The sequence below is a fragment of the Pseudomonas solani genome (genome assembly GCF_026072635.1).
Classification (GTDB): domain Bacteria; phylum Pseudomonadota; class Gammaproteobacteria; order Pseudomonadales; family Pseudomonadaceae; genus Metapseudomonas; species Metapseudomonas solani.
The window spans coordinates 1,050,746-1,067,338 of record NZ_AP023081.1; the positions used below are offsets into that span (position 1 = coordinate 1,050,746).

The 16,593-nt window shown below is 64.8% G+C and carries 12 protein-coding genes; all 12 read left to right on the top strand.

The window, feature by feature from the left end:
• The first annotated feature begins 263 nt into the window (after positions 1-263).
• The 12 genes from yaaA (at position 264) to PSm6_RS04975 (ending at position 16,520) form a co-directional block, all read left to right on the top strand.
• The gene (gene yaaA, locus PSm6_RS04920) at positions 264-1,043 is read left to right on the top strand and encodes a peroxide stress protein YaaA (protein ID WP_043240000.1); all 780 of its coding nucleotides are present in this window, start codon (positions 264-266) and stop codon (positions 1,041-1,043) included.
• Positions 1,044-1,790: 747 nt separating this feature from the next.
• Positions 1,791-3,101: a GDP-mannose 6-dehydrogenase gene (gene algD, locus PSm6_RS04925; protein ID WP_265169680.1), complete on the top strand. Its 1,311-nt coding sequence runs from the start codon at positions 1,791-1,793 to the stop codon at positions 3,099-3,101.
• A gap of 116 nt (positions 3,102-3,217) precedes the next feature.
• Positions 3,218-4,699 carry a mannuronan synthase gene (alg8, locus tag PSm6_RS04930; protein WP_265169681.1) on the top strand — a complete coding sequence of 494 codons (1,482 nt, stop codon included), beginning with the start codon at positions 3,218-3,220 and terminating at the stop codon, positions 4,697-4,699.
• Between the two features lie 26 nt (positions 4,700-4,725).
• Positions 4,726-5,895, top strand: coding sequence for an alginate biosynthesis protein Alg44 (locus tag PSm6_RS04935; protein WP_265169682.1), 1,170 nt, complete (start codon positions 4,726-4,728; stop codon positions 5,893-5,895).
• A gap of 40 nt (positions 5,896-5,935) precedes the next feature.
• Positions 5,936-7,285 carry an alginate biosynthesis TPR repeat lipoprotein AlgK gene (gene algK, locus PSm6_RS04940; protein WP_021220905.1) on the top strand — a complete coding sequence of 450 codons (1,350 nt, stop codon included), beginning with the start codon at positions 5,936-5,938 and terminating at the stop codon, positions 7,283-7,285.
• Positions 7,286-7,295: 10 nt separating this feature from the next.
• Positions 7,296-8,747, top strand: a complete 1,452-nt coding sequence (locus PSm6_RS04945; protein ID WP_265169683.1) for an alginate export family protein — start codon at positions 7,296-7,298, stop codon at positions 8,745-8,747.
• Between the two features lie 28 nt (positions 8,748-8,775).
• Positions 8,776-10,335, top strand: coding sequence for a mannuronan 5-epimerase AlgG (algG, locus tag PSm6_RS04950; protein ID WP_265169684.1), 1,560 nt, complete (start codon positions 8,776-8,778; stop codon positions 10,333-10,335).
• An 11-nt stretch (positions 10,336-10,346) separates the two neighbouring features.
• The gene (locus PSm6_RS04955) at positions 10,347-11,777 is read left to right on the top strand and encodes an alginate O-acetyltransferase (RefSeq protein ID WP_265169685.1); all 1,431 of its coding nucleotides are present in this window, start codon (positions 10,347-10,349) and stop codon (positions 11,775-11,777) included.
• A gap of 13 nt (positions 11,778-11,790) precedes the next feature.
• Positions 11,791-12,897 carry a mannuronate-specific alginate lyase gene (locus PSm6_RS04960; RefSeq protein ID WP_021220909.1) on the top strand — a complete coding sequence of 369 codons (1,107 nt, stop codon included), beginning with the start codon at positions 11,791-11,793 and terminating at the stop codon, positions 12,895-12,897.
• A gap of 172 nt (positions 12,898-13,069) precedes the next feature.
• Positions 13,070-14,626: an MBOAT family O-acyltransferase gene (locus PSm6_RS04965; RefSeq protein WP_043239986.1), complete on the top strand. Its 1,557-nt coding sequence runs from the start codon at positions 13,070-13,072 to the stop codon at positions 14,624-14,626.
• An 11-nt stretch (positions 14,627-14,637) separates the two neighbouring features.
• Positions 14,638-15,789 (top strand): alginate O-acetyltransferase, encoded by a 1,152-nt coding sequence (locus tag PSm6_RS04970; protein WP_021220911.1) that lies wholly within the window; start codon positions 14,638-14,640, stop codon positions 15,787-15,789.
• 86 nt (positions 15,790-15,875) lie between these two features.
• A complete protein-coding gene (locus PSm6_RS04975; RefSeq protein ID WP_021220912.1) occupies positions 15,876-16,520 on the top strand; it encodes an alginate O-acetyltransferase AlgF in 645 nt (214 codons plus the stop codon).
• Positions 16,521-16,593 lie beyond the last annotated feature (73 nt).

Consider the following 16,593-nt stretch of genomic DNA (forward strand, 5'->3'; position numbering starts at 1 on the left):
CTCCTTGTCAAAGTGGATGAGAGGGGGCCGGCGGATGCGCCGGGCGTCGCACTATAGCGCAACGCCCCAGGCGCCGAATGTGATGTGTGGCAACCGGGCGAGGGAATCGCTCCAGCAGCGGTGGGCTGAAGCCCTATATAGAAGGCGTTCACGGGGCAGGCCCCCTGCCCCCCAGGCAACACCTGACAGCGTCAATCGTCCCCATAGGTGGAGCCCAACGGTGCAAATCCCTAGAATCGCCGCATTCCTGAAGGAGACGACTCATGCTGCTGGTGATTTCCCCCGCCAAGACCCTGGACTATGAAACCCCGCCGGTGACTCCGCGCCACACCCAGCCCCAGCACCTGGACCACGCCCAGGAGCTGATCCAGCAACTGCGCACCCTGGCGCCGAACGAGATCGCCGAGCTGATGCACCTGTCCGACAAGCTCGCCGGCCTCAATGCCGCGCGCTACGGCAGCTGGCACCCGGAGTTCACCCCGGCCAACGCCAAGCAGGCCCTGCTCGCCTTCAAGGGCGACGTCTATACCGGCCTCGATGCCGAGAGCTTCGCCGAGGCCGACTTCGATTTCGCCCAGCGCCACCTGCGCATGCTCTCCGGCCTCTACGGCCTGCTGCGCCCGCTGGACCTGATGCAGCCCTACCGCCTGGAAATGGGCACCAAGCTGGCCAACGCCCGCGGCAAGGACCTCTACGCCTTCTGGGGCGAGCGCATCAGCGGCTGGCTCAACGCAGCGCTGGCCGAACAGGGCGACGACATCCTGCTCAACCTCGCCTCCAACGAATACTTCAGCTCGGTGAAGCGCAAGGCCCTCAATGCCCGCATCATCGACACCGAATTCAAGGACCTGAAGAACGGCCAGTACAAGATCATCAGCTTCTACGCCAAGAAGGCCCGTGGCCTGATGGCCCGCTACGTGATCAAGGAGCGCCTGACCGACCCGCAAGGCCTCAAGGACTTCGACTACCAAGGCTACCGCTACAACGCCGAAGCCTCCTCGGCAGACAAGCTGGTATTCCTCCGCGACACCCCGCAGGACTGATTCTCCCGCCCCGTTTCCCGCCACAACCTGCCATTGGTTGGGCGACGCCTCCAGGCGTCGTCCAACCGGCCAATCTTTCTTCTCCCCCGCCACTTCAGCGCACCGGCTCGGTGCCATCACTTTAAATCCCCCTGGAACTAACGTACCGCCTGCCTAACAACTGGCCAGGGAACTTCCGCGCTGTTGCGTAAACAACGCGCAGGCTCTAGCACGGGCCATAGCGAACTACCGCTGCGCTTGCCAAAGTTAAAAACAGGGAACTTTTCCAGCGCGCTTAAATACGCAAAGCTTGCCATCAAAGTGCAATTACAAATGGCCGTAGCCGATGAATTGCAACAAATCAAATTGATGACGAACGGTAGGAACTATCCGAAAACCCGAACACTCATAACCCCGTCACTTAATTCTTCACGCAATATTTCAGCGTGATTCCAAACTGCCCCCATGTATCGGAATGCTCCGAGGGGGAAGTTGTGCGCCAGAAACCAGACAGGCGAACTAAGAGGAGAAGTTAGACACAGGATCGACTGACAAGAACCAGGGACAAGAGCCAGTAAGGTAATCAGTCCAGGAACCCTTGGAGCCAGCTTGTTCACAGGCTCCGCTTCAGGTACCCGCAGTTTCGGTGCCAGGTGTTTGTCATGCCTGCACGCAGCTGAAAGTTACGAATTGAATGTAACGGCTGCAAAACGGAAGTGGCGATTATGCCACCAATTAACAGCGTGCTAAATGGATGAGGTGAATGCGATGCGTATCAGCATCTTTGGTTTGGGCTATGTCGGTGCAGTATGTGCCGGTTGCCTGTCGGCTCGTGGTCATGAAGTTGTCGGTGTAGACGTCTCCACCACCAAGATCGACCTGATCAACAACGGTAAATCCCCCATCGTCGAGCCCGGGCTCGAAGAGCTCCTGCAGCAAGGCCGCAAGACCGGTCGCCTGCGCGGCACCACCGATGTCGCCGCCGCTGTGCGTGACACCGAAGTCTCCTTCATCTGCGTCGGGACCCCGAGCAAGAAGAACGGCGACCTGGAACTGGACTACATCGAAGGCGTGTGCCGCGAGATCGGCTTCGCCCTGCGTGACAAGTCCGAGCGCCACACCGTGGTCGTACGCAGCACCGTGCTGCCGGGCACCGTGATGAACGTGGTGATCCCGATCATCGAGGATTGCTCCGGCAAGAAAGCCGGTGACGACTTCGGCGTCGCGGTGAACCCCGAGTTCCTCCGCGAAAGCACCGCGATCAAGGACTACGACTTCCCGCCCATGACCGTCATCGGCGAACTGGACAAGGCCTCCGGCGACCTGCTCGAAACCCTGTACCGCGAACTCGACGCACCGATCATCCGCAAGGGAATCCAGGTCGCCGAGATGATCAAGTACACCTGCAACGTCTGGCACGCCGCCAAGGTCACCTTCGCCAACGAGATCGGCAACATCGCCAAGGCGGTGGGCGTCGATGGTCGCGAAGTGATGGACGTGATCTGCCAGGACCACAAGCTCAACCTCTCCAAGTACTACATGCGCCCCGGCTTCGCCTTCGGCGGCTCCTGCCTGCCCAAGGACGTGCGCGCCCTCAACTACCGCGCCAGCTCGCTGGACGTCGAGGCCCCGCTGATCGGCTCGCTGATGCGCAGCAACGCCTACCAGGTGCAGAAGGCCTTCGACATCATCGCCGCCCAGGAGAAGCGCAAGGTCGCCCTGCTCGGCCTGTCGTTCAAGGCGGGTACCGACGACCTGCGTGAAAGCCCCCTGGTGGAATTGGCCGAGATGCTCATCGGCAAGGGCTTCGACCTGCGCATCTACGACCGCAACGTCGAGTACGCACGCGTGCACGGCGCCAACAAGGACTACATCGAATCGAAGATTCCCCATGTGTCCTCCCTGCTCGACAGCGACTTCGACGGCGTGGTCGGCGATGCCGACATCATCGTCCTCGGCAACCGCGACGAGCTCTTCGCCCCGCTGGCGCAACGAGCGCCCGAAGGCAAGCGCGTGATCGACCTCGTGGGCTTCATGCCCAAGGCGACCAACGCACAGGCCGAAGGCATCTGCTGGTAATCCCGGACACCAGCTTCTAAGCGCAACGCAAGTGATGAACCTCGGGTCGGCGAACAACAAGAAGCCGCGCCCACGCCCGAGGTTTGTCCGGCGCCAACGACGGAATGGATAAACGTATGGACAAGCTCAAGCTAAGCCTCAACGAGGCGGCGGGTTGGCTTTTCTACCTGACGGGCCTGGGGCTGCTCGCACTGGCCCTGCCCAAGTCGGTCTTCGACCCCGACTCCAAGCATTTCCTGCTGCTGATCGGCCTGGTCGGCATCTGGCGCTACTCCATGGGCGGCCTGCACTTCATTCGCGGCATGCTGTTCCTGTATGTGGTCTACCCGCACTACCGGCGCAAGGTTCGCAAGCTGGGCAAGGCGGCCGACCCGTCCCATGTATTCCTGCTGGTGACCAGCTTCCGCATCGACGCGCTGACCACCGCCATGGTCTACCGCTCGGTGATCCAGGAAGCGATCAGCTGCGGCTACCCCACCACAGTGGTCTGCTCCATCGTCGAGCTGTCCGATGAGCTGCTGGTCAAGGGCCTGTGGGAAAAGATGAACCCGCCCGAGCACGTCGCCCTCGACTTCGTGCGCATCCCCGGCACCGGCAAGCGCGACGGCCTGGCCTATGGCTTCCGCGCCATCTCCCGCCAGTTGCCGGACGAAAACGCCGTGGTCGCGGTCGTGGACGGCGACACCGTGCTCGCCGAAGGCGTGGTGAACAAGACCGTGCCCTGGTTCAAGCTCTTCCCCAATGTCGGCGGCCTCACCACCAACGAGTTCTGCGAGGTGCGGGGCAGCTACATCATGTCCGAGTGGCACAAGCTGCGCTTCGCCCAGCGCCACATCAACATGTGCTCCATGGCGCTCTCCAAGCGGGTGCTGACCATGACCGGGCGCATGTCGGTGTTCCGCGCCAAGGTGGTGACCGACCCGGACTTCATCGCCGACGTGGAAAGCGACCACCTGGACCACTGGCGCCTGGGTCGCTTCCAGTTCCTCACCGGTGACGACAAGTCCAGCTGGTACAGCCTGATGCGCCTGGGCTACGACACCTTCTACGTGCCGGACGCGGCGATCAACACCGTCGAGCACCCGCCGGAGAAGAGCTTCATCAAGGCCAGCCGCAAGCTGATGTTCCGCTGGTACGGCAACAACCTGCGGCAGAACTCCCGGGCCCTGCGCCTGGGGCCACGCCGCCTGGGCTGGTTCACCACCCTGGTGCTCAGCGACCAGCGCGTATCGATGTGGACCTGCCTGCTGGGCCTCGCCGTCGCCATCATCGCCAGCATCAAGTACAGCATCGCCTACCTGCTCGTGTACCTGCTGTGGATCGGTCTCACCCGTTTCATCCTCACCCTGCTGCTGAGCGTTTCAGGGCACCACATAGGGCCGGCCTACCCGCTGATCCTCTATTACAACCAGATCGTCGGCGCCCTGGTGAAGATCTACGTCTTCTTCCGCCTCGACCAACAGTCGTGGACGCGCCAGAACACCAAGCTCAACCGTGATCTCGCCAGCTTTACGCGCTGGTTCAACACCTGGTCCTCACGCGCCATGACCTTCACCGCAACCAGCGTATTCGTCGCCACGCTGATGGCGTTCGTGTGACAGAACTTGAATAGGAAATCCAAGCCATGAATACAGCCGTCAACGTCAATGTGGTGCACGAATCCGAAGCCCAGCGCCAGCACGCCCGGGTCAAGATACCGGCCAAGATCCGCTACCTGGCCAACAACGAACGGGTCGAGCACCGCCTGGTCGACCTCTCCGCCGGGGGCTTCTCCTTCCAAACCAGCCCCAAGCACCGCGCCCAGGTCGGCGACTACCACCAGGGCCGCATGCTGTTCCAGCTGGACAGCCTGACCCTGGGCCTGGACGTCGAATTCCAGGTGCGTGCCGTGGACCCGAACAGCGGCCGTGCCGGCTGCCAGTTCCACAGCCTCAAGCCGCGCGACATCGCCACCCTGCGCTACCTGATCAGCGCCCACCTGTCCGGTGAAGTGATCAGCGCCGGCGACATGCTCAACACCCTGCAGCGCGAGAACTTCACCAAGCCGCGCAAGAACGGTGGCAACGGCGGCGGCATGGGCGTGTTCGGCCGCCTCAAGGCCGTCACTTTCAGCGCCGGCCTGTTCGTCGTCGGCCTCGCCGCCTTCGGCTTCATCTTCAAGTCCCTGTACGGCCTGTACTTCGTCACCCACGCCGAATCCGGCATGGTCGCGGTGCCCAGCATGCAGGTCACCATGCCCCGTGAAGGCACCGTGCAGAGCCTGATCGGCGGCGAAGGCACCAACGTCGACAAGGGCGCCCCCATCGCCTCCTTCTCCGCCACCATGCTGGAGATGCTCAAGGGCCACCTGACCGACGACCAGCTCACCCCGGCCAACGTCGAAGAGCTGTTCGGCAAGCAGATGAAAGGCACCCTGACCAGCCCCTGCAACTGCAAGGTGGCGCGCCAGCTGGTCGCCGACGGCCAGTTCGCCGGCAAGGGCGACGTGATCTTCGAGCTGGTGCCCCAGGACTTCGAAGCCACCGTCAGCGCCCGCTTCCCCTACCGCAACTTCGCCCAGGCCAAGCCCGGCGCCAGCGTCACCTTCCAGGTGGCCGGCGAAGACAGCCCGCGCCACGGCAAGATCATCAGCACCAGCCTGATCGACAGCGGCCTGTCCTCCGACATCCGCGTGGTCATCCAGCCCGACCAGACCCTGGACAGCAAGCTCGCCGGCCAGCCGGTCGAGGTCAGCATCGACCGCGGCCCCTCGTTCGACTGGATGGTCGACCGCGCCCTGGCCGCCGGCTTCTAAGGAGGGAGACCACGTGGCGACATTCCCCTCCCGTTACCTGATGCTCGGCGCCGCGGTCGCGCTGGCCGGCTGTGCCGGCCTGCCCGACCAACGCCTGGCCAACGAAGCGCTCAAGCGTGGCGACACCGCCACCGCCGAGCGCAACTACCGCCAGCTGGCGGACCTGGGCTACGTCAGTGCCCAGGTCGGCCTGGCCGACCTGCAGGTCAACAGCGGTGACCCGGAGCAGATGCGCCAGGCCGAGCAGATCTACCGCCAGGCCATGGACGAATCGCCCCGCGCCAAGGCCCGCCTCGGCAAGCTCCTGGCGCGCAAGCCCGACGCCACGCCCGCCGAACGCCAGGAAGCGGCCAAGCTGCTGGACGAGGCCTTCAAGGCCGGCGAGCCGAGCAGCCTGCTGCCCCTGGTCATGCTCTACCTCACCTTCCCGCAGGACTTCCCCGGCGTGAACGTGCAGCAGCGCATCGCTCAGTGGCGCGCCGACGGCCAGCCCCAGGCCGAGCTGGCGCAGATCCTCTTCTATCGGAGCCAGGGCACCTACGACCAGCACCTGGGCGAGATCGAGGACATCTGCAAGCGCACCCTGGCCCAGGCCGACGTCTGCTACGTCGAGCTGGCCACCGTGTACCAGAAGCAGAACAAGGCCGAGGAACAGAAAGCCCTGGTCGCCCAACTGATGAACGGCTACCACGCCGGCGTCATCCCCGCCCAGCGCGTCGACTCGGTGGCCCAGGTGCTGGCCGACGCCGAGCTCGGCGGCAAGCCCGACGAAGGCAAGGCCCAGGAGATGCTCGAAGAGATCGCCCCGGCCTACCCCGCCGCCTGGGTCAGCCTGGCCAAGCTGCTCTACGAATACCCGGGCCTGGGCGACATCGACAAGATGATGGAGTACCTCGACCACGGCCGCGAAGCCGCGCAACCGCGCGCCGAGCTGCTGCTGGGCCGCCTCTACTACGAAGGCAAGCTGCTGCCGCAGGACCCGCACAAGGCCGAGGAGCACCTGATGAAGGCCTCCGCCACCGAACCCAGCGCCAACTACCTGCTGGGGCAGATCTACATCCGTGGCTACCTGGGCGACATCTACCCCGACAAGGCGCTGGACTACCTGCTCAATGCCGCGCGCAGCGGCCAGATCAACGCCGACTTCGCCCTCGGCCAGATGTTCGCCCAGGGCAAGGGCATCACCCCGAACCTGGTCAACGCCTACGTCTTCAGCCAGCTGGCGCTCCCCAAGAACACACCCCAGGCCACCGAGCTGGCCCAGGCGGTGGAACAACAACTGCAGCCTGCAGAGCGTGCGCGGGCCGAACAGCTGCTGCGTGAAGAACGCCAGCTGAGAGGCACCGCACTGCAAGACGCCGCACAGATGCAAGCCATGCAGACCCCTTGAAGGAATCGATATGAAATTCAATCTCTGGACGAATGCCAGCCTGGGCCTGGGCATCACGCTGATCACCGCGAGCAGCGCCTTCGCCGTGCAGATGAGCGACAAGAACTTCGGCCTCGACATCAAGGTCACCGCGCAATCGGAAGACGACCGCGACCTCGGCACCCAGAAGGGCGGCGACGTCAACGGCATCGGCCTCGACCTGCGTCCCTGGGTCTACGGCCAGCGTGGTGAGTGGAGCGCCTTCGCCATGGGCCAGGCGGTGACCGCCACCGACATCGTCGAGACCGACACCCTCGAATCCAGCGACATCGACAGCGAGTCCAGCCAGAACAACGACGGCCGCGAACCGGACAAGAGCTACCTCGCCCTGCGCGAGTTCTGGGTCGACTACGCCGGCCTCACCGCCTACCCGGGCGAGCACCTGCGCTTCGGTCGCCAGCGCGTGCGCAGCGACGAAGGCACCTGGTGGGACACCAACATCGAAGCCCTGCGCTGGACCTTCGACACCACCCTGCTCACCGCCAACGTCGGCATCGCCGAGCGCTTCAGCGAATACCGCACCGACATCGACGAACTGGCCCCCGAAGACAAGGACCGCCAGCACATCTTCGGTGACGTCGCCACCCAGTGGATGCCCAACCACTGGGTCGGCCTCAAGCTCCACCACAGCCGCGACAACGGCAGCCTGCCCGACAACGGCGAAGTGGTGGACCCGCTGGACAAGCGCTACACCGGCGACCTGACCTGGCTCGGCATCAACGCCGACAACGGCTTCTTCGACCGCCGCTCCCCCGAGACCCTCAACTACTGGGCCCAGGCCACCTGGCTCACCGGCGACATCGACGAGCTGAACCAGACCGTGGTCGGCAACGACAGCGTCGCCAACGGCTCGCGCAACGTCGACGTCGACGCCTGGGCGCTGGACCTCGGCCTGCGCTGGAACATCGACGACCAGTGGAAGGTCGGTGGCGCCTACGCCCGTGGCAGCGGCGGCGGTGACGACGACAGCTCCGAGCAGTTCCGCCAGACCGGCATGGAAAGCAACCGCTCCAACTTCACCGGCACCAACTCGCGCATGCACCGCTTCGGCGAAGCCTTCCGCGGCGAGCTGAGCAACCTCCAGGTGGGCACCGCCTTCGCCTCCTGGCAGCTGCGCGAAGACTACGACGCCAGCGTCGTCTACCACCGCTTCTGGCGTATCGACGACAACCAGGACGTCGGCCAGGCCGGAATCATCGCCCCGCTGGAGGACGGCGAGAAAGACGTCGGCCAGGAGCTCGACTTCGTCGTCACCAAGTACTTCAAGCAGGGCCTGCTGCCGGCCTCGATGGCCGAGCACATGGACGACGCCTCCGCGCTGGTGCGTTTCCGTGGTGGCGTGTTCAAGCCGGGCGATGCCTATGGCAGCGGCACCGACTCGCTGATGCACCGCGCCTTCGTCGACTTCATCTGGCGCTTCTGAGGCCGCCATGCGCGAAGGGAGAACAGCCATGAGAAACCCCATCGGAACCCCCCTGCCGCTCAGCGGTGTGGTGCTTGGCGCGCTGCTCATCGCAGCGCCCTGGGTCCAGGCCGCCGAGCCGACCAAGGAACTCAAGGAAACCAAGAACTACACCGTCACCAGCGCGCCGGTGGATCAGTTGCACCTGGAAGCGCCCACGCTGCCCGACCTCTCCGGCTACACCGCGCAAGCGGTGGACGCCAAGATCGACCGCTCGAAACAGGGCAAGGTGGTGGTGCGGCGCATGCTGCAGCAGGACGCCCTGAAGGACTTCATCGGCGGCAACGAACGCATGCGTGAATGGGTCACCCGCCAGCGCGGCATGCCCCAGGCGATCTTCATCGAGGGCGGCCACGTCACCCCCGCCGACATCGCCAAGGCCCTGCCCGACACCCAGTTCAGCGAGACCGAGCCGGGCGTCTACCTGGCCCGCCTGCCCGTGGTGGTGGCCCAGGACGCCAACCTCGAGATCGGCAAGGACACCAAGGACTTCCGCCTTTCCCAGGAGCGCGGCTCGTTCCTGGTCAACGACGGCAAGCTGTTCATCATCGGCACCAAGCTCACCGCCTGGCGCGAGCAGGACAAGGGCCCGGCCACCTTCCGCACGCCCGACGAATTCCGCCCCTTCCTGGTCTCCTGGGGCGGCAGCGAGCTGTACATCGTCGGCAGCACCGTCACCAGCCTCGGCTACAACAACTCCAAGTCCTACGGCGTCTCCATCACCCAGTACACCCCGGGCATGCACGAGCGCCTCAAGCGCCCCGAGCCCACCGGCTGGCTGGTGGATTCGGAGTTCGTCGACCACTGGTACGGCTTCTACTGCTACGAAGCCCGCGACGTGGTGATCAAGGGCAACACCTACCGCGACAACATCGTCTACGGCATCGACCCCCACGACCGTTCCCACGGCCTGATCATCGCCGAGAACACCGTCTACGGGACCAAGAAGAAGCACGGGATCATCATCTCCCGCGAGGTGGACGACAGCTGGATCATCAACAACAAGACCTACGACAACAAACTCTCGGGCATCGTCATCGACCGCAACTCGGTGAACAACCTGGTGGCCTACAACGAGGTCTACCAGAACCATGCCGACGGCATCACCCTGTACGAGAGCTCCAACAACCTGTTGTGGGGCAACAAGATCGTCAACAACCAGCGCCACGGCATCCGCCTGCGCAACAGCGTGAACATCCGCCTGTACGAGAACCTCGCCATCGCCAACGGGCTGACCGGCGTGTACGGGCACATCAAGGACCTTTCCGATACCGACCGCGACATCGAGCTCGACCCCTTCGACACCAAGGTCTCGATGATCGTGGTCGGCGGCAAGCTCGCCGGTAACGGCTCCAGCCCGCTGTCCATCGACTCGCCGCTCTCCGTGGAGCTCTACCGCGTGGAAATGCTCGCCCCGAGCAAATCCACCGGCATCAGCTTCGCCGGCGTGCTCGGTGAAAAACAGGACGAAATCCTCGACCTCATGGTGCGCCGCAAGAAAGCGGTGCTCATCGACCCCGTCGAAAGCCAGGCCGAACTCCAGGATTGAGGCAACAGATCATGCACAAGAACACCACCCGTTGGTTCGCCCCCTCCGCCCTGGCCGCCGCCCTGCTGGCCAGCGCCCACACCGCCCAGGCGGCCGAACCGCAGTACAGCGTGCAGCGCACCGGTCCGCTGTGCGCCACGGCGCAGAACCCGAACACCTACAACACCAAGTACCTGAGCTTCTTCACCGCCCTGGTGCAGGCCAAGGACGACTGGTTGTTCCGCTCGCGCAACGACCTGCGCACCGACTTCGGCACCACCCCCTACGGCTACAGCGAGTTCAAGCGCCTGCGCGACGCGCTCAAGGCCAAGGGCATCGAGCTGATGGTGGTCTACCAGCCCACCCGCGGGCTGATCAACCGCGAGAAGCTGACCGATGAAGAGAAGGCCCGCTTCGACTTCGAGCTGGCGAAGAAGAACTACCTCAAGACGGTGGCGGACTTCCGCAAGACCGGTATCTGGGTCACCGACCTCTCGCCGCTGTTCGACGAGCAGGGCGTGGACACCGACTACTACTTCAAGGCCGACCACCACTGGACCCCGGCCGGCGCCGACCGCACCGCCAAGCTGGTGGCCGAGACGCTGAAGGAGATGCCCGGCTTCGCCGACATCCCCAAGAAGGAATTCTCCAGCAAGGTCGTCGGCCTGCTGCCCAAGGCCGGCACCCTGCACAAGACCGCCGGCCAGCTGTGCGGCACCACCTACGCCACTCAGTACGTCGAGCGCTACGAGACCGAAGCCTCGGGCGAGGCCGGCGGCGACAGCCTGTTCGGCGACGAGTCGAACCCGCAGATCGTCCTGGTTGGCACCAGTAACAGCGGCCCGGCCTACAACTTTGGCGGTTTCCTGCAGCAGCACAGCGGCGCCGAGGTGCTCAACATGGCGGTCAGCGGCGGCGGCTTCGACAGCGCTCTGCTGCAGTACATGAGCAGCAAGGAATTCCACGAGAACCCGCCGAAGATCATCGTCTGGGAATTCGCCACCCACTACGACATGGCGCAGAAGAGCTTCTACCGCCAGGCCCTGCCGCTGGTGAACAACGGCTGCGAAGGCCAGAAGGCGGTGATGCACAACAAGGTGAAGATGAAGCCCGGCGCCAACGAGGTCTTCGTCAACGGCCAGAACGGCGCGGTCAAGGACATCCGCGGTGGCGACTACCAGGTCGACCTGACCTTCAGCGACCCGTCCGTGCACGAATCCAAGGCCACCATCTGGTACCTCAACGGCCGCCGCGAAAACTTCAAGATCGAACAGAGCGACCGCGTCGACACCGGCGGTCGCTATGCCTTCGAACTGCGCAACGACCCCGACTGGCGGGACCTCAACGTCCTCGCCCTGGAAATCCACAGCCCCGAACAGATGCCGGAAAACCTCAGCGTCGACGTGACTCTGTGCAAGCGTCCCGGCAACGGTGGCGACACCCTCACGGCCAAGGCCGAGTGAGGAAGGAGGCCCCATGAAACATCCACTCAGCCTGCTCGCGCCCTGCCTGCTCGGCGGCTTCCTGCTCGCCGGCCAGGCGAGCGCGGCCGACCTGGTGCCACCGCGCGGCTACTACGCCCCGGTGGATATCGACGACAAGAAGCCCGAGGCCTGCAAGGCACCGCCGCAGCCCTACACCGCCAAGCTCGACTTCCGCAGCAAGTACGAGGGCTCCGACAAGGCCCGCGCGACGCTCAACCCGGATGCCGAGAAGGCCTTCCGCGAGAAGACCGCCGACATCACCGAGATGGAGCGCGGCGTCAACAAGATGGTCATGGCGTACATGCGTGAAGGGCAGCGTCCGCAGCTCGAGTGCGCCCTGCAATGGATGACCAGCTGGGCCCAGGCCAACGCCCTGCTCAGCACCGAGTACAACCACACCGGCAAGTCCATCCGCAAATGGGCGCTGGGCAGCCTGTCCTCCGCCTACCTGCGGCTGAAGTTCTCCGACAGCCACCCGCTGAACGCCTACCAGACCCAGACCCAGGTCATTGAATCCTGGTTCTCGCGCCTGGCCGACCAGACGGTGCACGACTGGAGCGGCCTGCCGCTGAAGAAGATCAACAACCACTCCTACTGGGCCGCCTGGTCGGTGATGGCCACCGCCGTCGCCACCAATCGCCGCGACCTGTTCGACTGGTCGGTGGACCAGTTCCGCGTGGCCGCCAGCCAGGTCGACAACGACGGCTTCCTGCCCAACGAACTCAAGCGCCAGCAACGCGCCCTCGCCTACCACAACTACAGCCTGCCGCCGCTGGCGATGATCGCCGCCTTCGCCCAGGCCAATGGCGTGGACCTACGCGAAGAGAACAACGGCGCCCTGCGCCGCCTCGGCGAGAAGGTCATCGCCGGTGTCGACGACCAGGAACCCTTCGACGACAAGACCGGCAAGGACCAGGACATGGACGAACTGGAGAAACACGCCAAGTTCGCCTGGCTCGAACCCTGGTGTGCCCTCTATGGCTGCAAGCCCGACACGGTCGAGTGGAAGGACTCCATGGGCCCCTACAAGACCTTCCGCCTCGGCGGCGACGTGACCCAGGTCTTCCACCCGAAGAAGGAGGGCAGCAGCGGTAGCTGATGCGGCGCCCTCCCCTCCCGGGGAGGTGCCTGACGGAATGAACCGACCGCGCAGCAGACGCGGCGGCGCAAGGATTTGAACGCCACACCCTGGGGAGGGAATGGCGGGTCGCACACCGGGCTGGAATGCCCGGCGGCGGCCCAGAAAGTTACGTACAAGTGGAGAGACTCGGATGGTCTTTTCTTCAAACGTGTTCCTGTTCCTGTTCCTGCCGATCTTCCTCGGCTTGTACTACCTGGTCGGAACGCGCTATCGCAACCTCCTGCTGCTCATCGCCAGCTACGTGTTCTATGCCTGGTGGCGGATCGACTTCCTCGCGCTGTTCGCGGGGGTCACGGTGTTCAACTACTGGATCGGCCTGCGTGTAGGCGCAGCCGGCGTGCGCACGAAAGCGGCGCAGAAATGGCTGCTCCTCGGCGTGGTGGTGGACCTCTGCGTCCTCGGCTACTTCAAGTACGCCAACTTCGGTGTCGACAGCCTCAACGCCATCATCACCTCGTTCGGCATGGAGCCCTTCGTCCTCACCCACATCCTGTTGCCGATCGGTATCTCGTTCTACATCTTCGAGTCCATCAGCTACATCATCGATGTGTACCGAGGCGACACCCCGGCGACCCACAACCTGATCGACTTCGCGGCCTTCGTGGCGATCTTCCCGCACCTGATCGCCGGCCCCGTGTTGCGCTTCCGTGACCTGGTCGACCAGTTCAACCACCGCACCCACACCGTCGACAAGTTCGCCGAGGGCTGCACCCGGTTCATGCAGGGCTTCATCAAGAAGGTCTTCATCGCCGACAGCATCGCGCCCATCGCCGACCATTGCTTCGCCCTCTCCGACCCGACCACGGGGGATGCCTGGCTCGGTGCGCTGGCCTACACCGCGCAGCTGTACTTCGACTTCTCCGGCTACAGCGACATGGCCATCGGCCTCGGCCTGATGATGGGATTCCGCTTCATGGAGAACTTCAACCAGCCCTACATCAGCCAGTCCATCACCGAGTTCTGGCGGCGCTGGCACATCAGCCTCTCCACCTGGCTGCGCGACTACCTCTACATCAGCCTGGGCGGTAACCGCGGCACCACCTTCCAGACCTACCGCAACCTGTTCCTCACCATGTTGCTGGGTGGCCTGTGGCACGGCGCCAACTTCACCTACATCATCTGGGGCGCCTGGCACGGCATGTGGCTGGCGATCGAACGTGCCCTCGGCGTCGACGCCGCGCCGCGTGTGCTCAACCCGCTGCGCTGGGCCTTCACCTTCCTTCTGGTGGTGGTCGGCTGGGTGATCTTCCGCGCCGAAAACCTCGACGTCGCCTGGCGCATGTACGCCGCCATGTTCAGCTTCGGTGACCTGGGGCTCTCCGAGCTCAACGCCGCCCAGCTGACCAGCCTGCAGATCGCCACCCTGGTGCTGGCCTACGTGGTGCTGGCCATCTTCGGCATCCGCCAGTTCTACACCAAGCCCCTGGCCGGTGCGCCCAAGGCCCGCGCCGAGGAACAGGTCGACGCCAACGGCCCGGCCACCGCCCAGCCGCGCACCCAGCAGGGCGGCGCCAACGACCCGGCGGCCATCGCCTACTCGCCGAGCGGCGGCCTGGTCTGGCAACAGGCCTGGATGACCCAGCTGCCGGTACTGGCGACCCGCATCGCGCTGCTGGTGCTGTTCGCCGCCTCGATCCTGAAGCTCTCTGCACAGAGCTTCTCCCCCTTCCTCTACTTCCAGTTCTGAGGAGCGCAACCATGAGCAGAACTGCCAACACCCTCTACATCGTGGTCTTCGCCGGCATGCTGCTGGCCCTGAGCCTGTGGTCCATGCGCGGCATCGTCGGCTTCAGCGTCGCCAAGGAAACCACCGTGCTCAACGGCAAGCTGGCCCACGCCTTCGAGAAGCACTACGACGATGAATTCCCGATCAAGCAGATCGGCACCAACCTCTGGGCGCTGGTGGACTTCGGCCTGTTCGGCGAAGGCCGCCAGGGCGTGGTGATCGGCAAGGACGGCTGGCTGTTCTCCGACGAGGAGTTCGACCCGGTCGCCGATGGCAGCCGCCACCTGCAGGAAAACCTGGCGCTGATCCAGGGCGTGCGTGACGAGCTGGCCGGGCGCGGCGTGACCCTGGTCCTGGCCATCGTGCCGTCCAAGTCGCGCCTGTACCCCGAGTACACCGGCGAAGCCCGCCCCACTGCCCTGCGCCAGGACCTCTACGCGCAATTTCGCGGCGCCGCCCGCAAGGCCGGGATCATCGCCCCGGACCTGCTCGGCACCCTGGAGCAGGCCAAGCACAACGGCCAGGTCTTCCTGCGCACCGACACCCACTGGACGCCCCTGGGCGCCGAGGCGGTGGCCAACACCGTGGGCGAGGCCGTGCGCAGCGCGGCGCCGCTCTCGGGCGATGCCCAGGAGTACGTCACCGAGGCGGTGAAGAACGAGGACTACAAGGGCGACCTGACCCGCTTCCTGCCCCTGGACCCGATGTTCGAAAACCTCATGCCGGCACCGGACAAATTGCAGAAACGCGAGACCCGCGCCGCGGTCGAAGGTGAAGCCAGCGGTGACTCGCTGTTCGCCGACAGCCAGGTGCCGGTGGCGCTGGTGGGCACCAGCTACAGCGCCAACCAGAACTGGAACTTCGCCGGCGCCCTGCGCCAGTCGCTGCAACGCGACCTGGTCAACCACGCCGAGGACGGCCACGGGCCGATCCTGCCGATGCTCAAGTACCTCAAGAGCGACGAGCTGAAGGACGCCGCGCCGCAGCTGGTGATCTGGGAATTCCCCGAACGCTACCTGCCGATGGCCAACGACCTCAGCGAATTCGACCCGCAGTGGATCGCCGAACTGCGCAAGGGCGGCGGCACCCCGGGCGAGCGCCTCGCAGCCACCGCCGCCAACTGAAACCCAGCAGTGAGGGCCCGCCCCGCGAGCCCCCGACGACTGTGGCCCCACCGGGCCATTTCAAGAAAGAAAGATGGAGGAACACCATGAACCGACAGAAGAAACGCAACTGGACGTCGTATGCCTGCGCCATCGCCCTGGGCCTCGCCGCTGTGCATGCACAGGCTGACGAAGGCGGGCTCTACGGACCCCAGGCACCCAAGGGATCGGCCTTCGTCCGCGCCTACAACGCCGGCAGCAGCGAACTCAGCGTCAACGTCGGCAACACCGCGTTGAACGACGTCGCCCCGCTCGGCTCCAGCGACTTCAAGTTCCTGCCCGCCGGCAACTACAGCGCCCAGATCGGCGCCACCAACCTGCCGGTGAAACTGGAAGCCGACCGCTACTACACCCTGGTCAACCAGCCGGGCGCCGAGCCCAAGCTGGTGGAAGAGCCGGCCTTCAAAAACAAGCAGAAGGCCCTGCTGCGAGTGCAGAACCTCTCCGACGCCAAGCTCACCGTGAAAACCGCCGACGGCAAGACCGCCGTGGTCGAGGACGTTGCGGCCCAGGGCCGTGGCGAGCGCGAGATCAACCCGGTGAAGGTCAACCTCGCCCTGTTCGACGGCACCCGCAAGGTCAGTGACCTCAAGCCGGTCTCGCTGCAGCGCGGCGAAGTCGTCTGCCTCTACATCACCGGCAGCGGCGGCAAGCTCTCCCCGGTCTGGGTCAAGCGCCCGGCCGAATCCTGATGTACCCGGCCCGGGGCCGAGAGCCCCGGGCAACGCTTCGTACCCGCCGCAAGAGACAGTGGGACTACAAGAC

Excerpts from the sequence above, each read along its gene's own strand:
- algG (WP_265169684.1), top strand. The coding sequence starts at position 8,776 with ATGAGAAACCCCATCGGAACCCCCCTGCCGCTCAGCGGTGTGGTGCTT.
- alg8 (WP_265169681.1), top strand. The coding sequence starts at position 3,218 with ATGGACAAGCTCAAGCTAAGCCTCAACGAGGCGGCGGGTTGGCTTTTC.
- PSm6_RS04960 (WP_021220909.1), top strand. The coding sequence starts at position 11,791 with ATGAAACATCCACTCAGCCTGCTCGCGCCCTGCCTGCTCGGCGGCTTC.
- PSm6_RS04935 (WP_265169682.1), top strand. The coding sequence starts at position 4,726 with ATGAATACAGCCGTCAACGTCAATGTGGTGCACGAATCCGAAGCCCAG.
- algK (WP_021220905.1), top strand. The coding sequence starts at position 5,936 with ATGCTCGGCGCCGCGGTCGCGCTGGCCGGCTGTGCCGGCCTGCCCGAC.
- PSm6_RS04955 (WP_265169685.1), top strand. The coding sequence starts at position 10,347 with ATGCACAAGAACACCACCCGTTGGTTCGCCCCCTCCGCCCTGGCCGCC.
- PSm6_RS04975 (WP_021220912.1), top strand. The coding sequence starts at position 15,876 with ATGAACCGACAGAAGAAACGCAACTGGACGTCGTATGCCTGCGCCATC.
- PSm6_RS04945 (WP_265169683.1), top strand. The coding sequence starts at position 7,296 with ATGAAATTCAATCTCTGGACGAATGCCAGCCTGGGCCTGGGCATCACG.
- PSm6_RS04965 (WP_043239986.1), top strand. The coding sequence starts at position 13,070 with ATGGTCTTTTCTTCAAACGTGTTCCTGTTCCTGTTCCTGCCGATCTTC.
- algD (WP_265169680.1), top strand. The coding sequence starts at position 1,791 with ATGCGTATCAGCATCTTTGGTTTGGGCTATGTCGGTGCAGTATGTGCC.
- PSm6_RS04970 (WP_021220911.1), top strand. The coding sequence starts at position 14,638 with ATGAGCAGAACTGCCAACACCCTCTACATCGTGGTCTTCGCCGGCATG.
- yaaA (WP_043240000.1), top strand. The coding sequence starts at position 264 with ATGCTGCTGGTGATTTCCCCCGCCAAGACCCTGGACTATGAAACCCCG.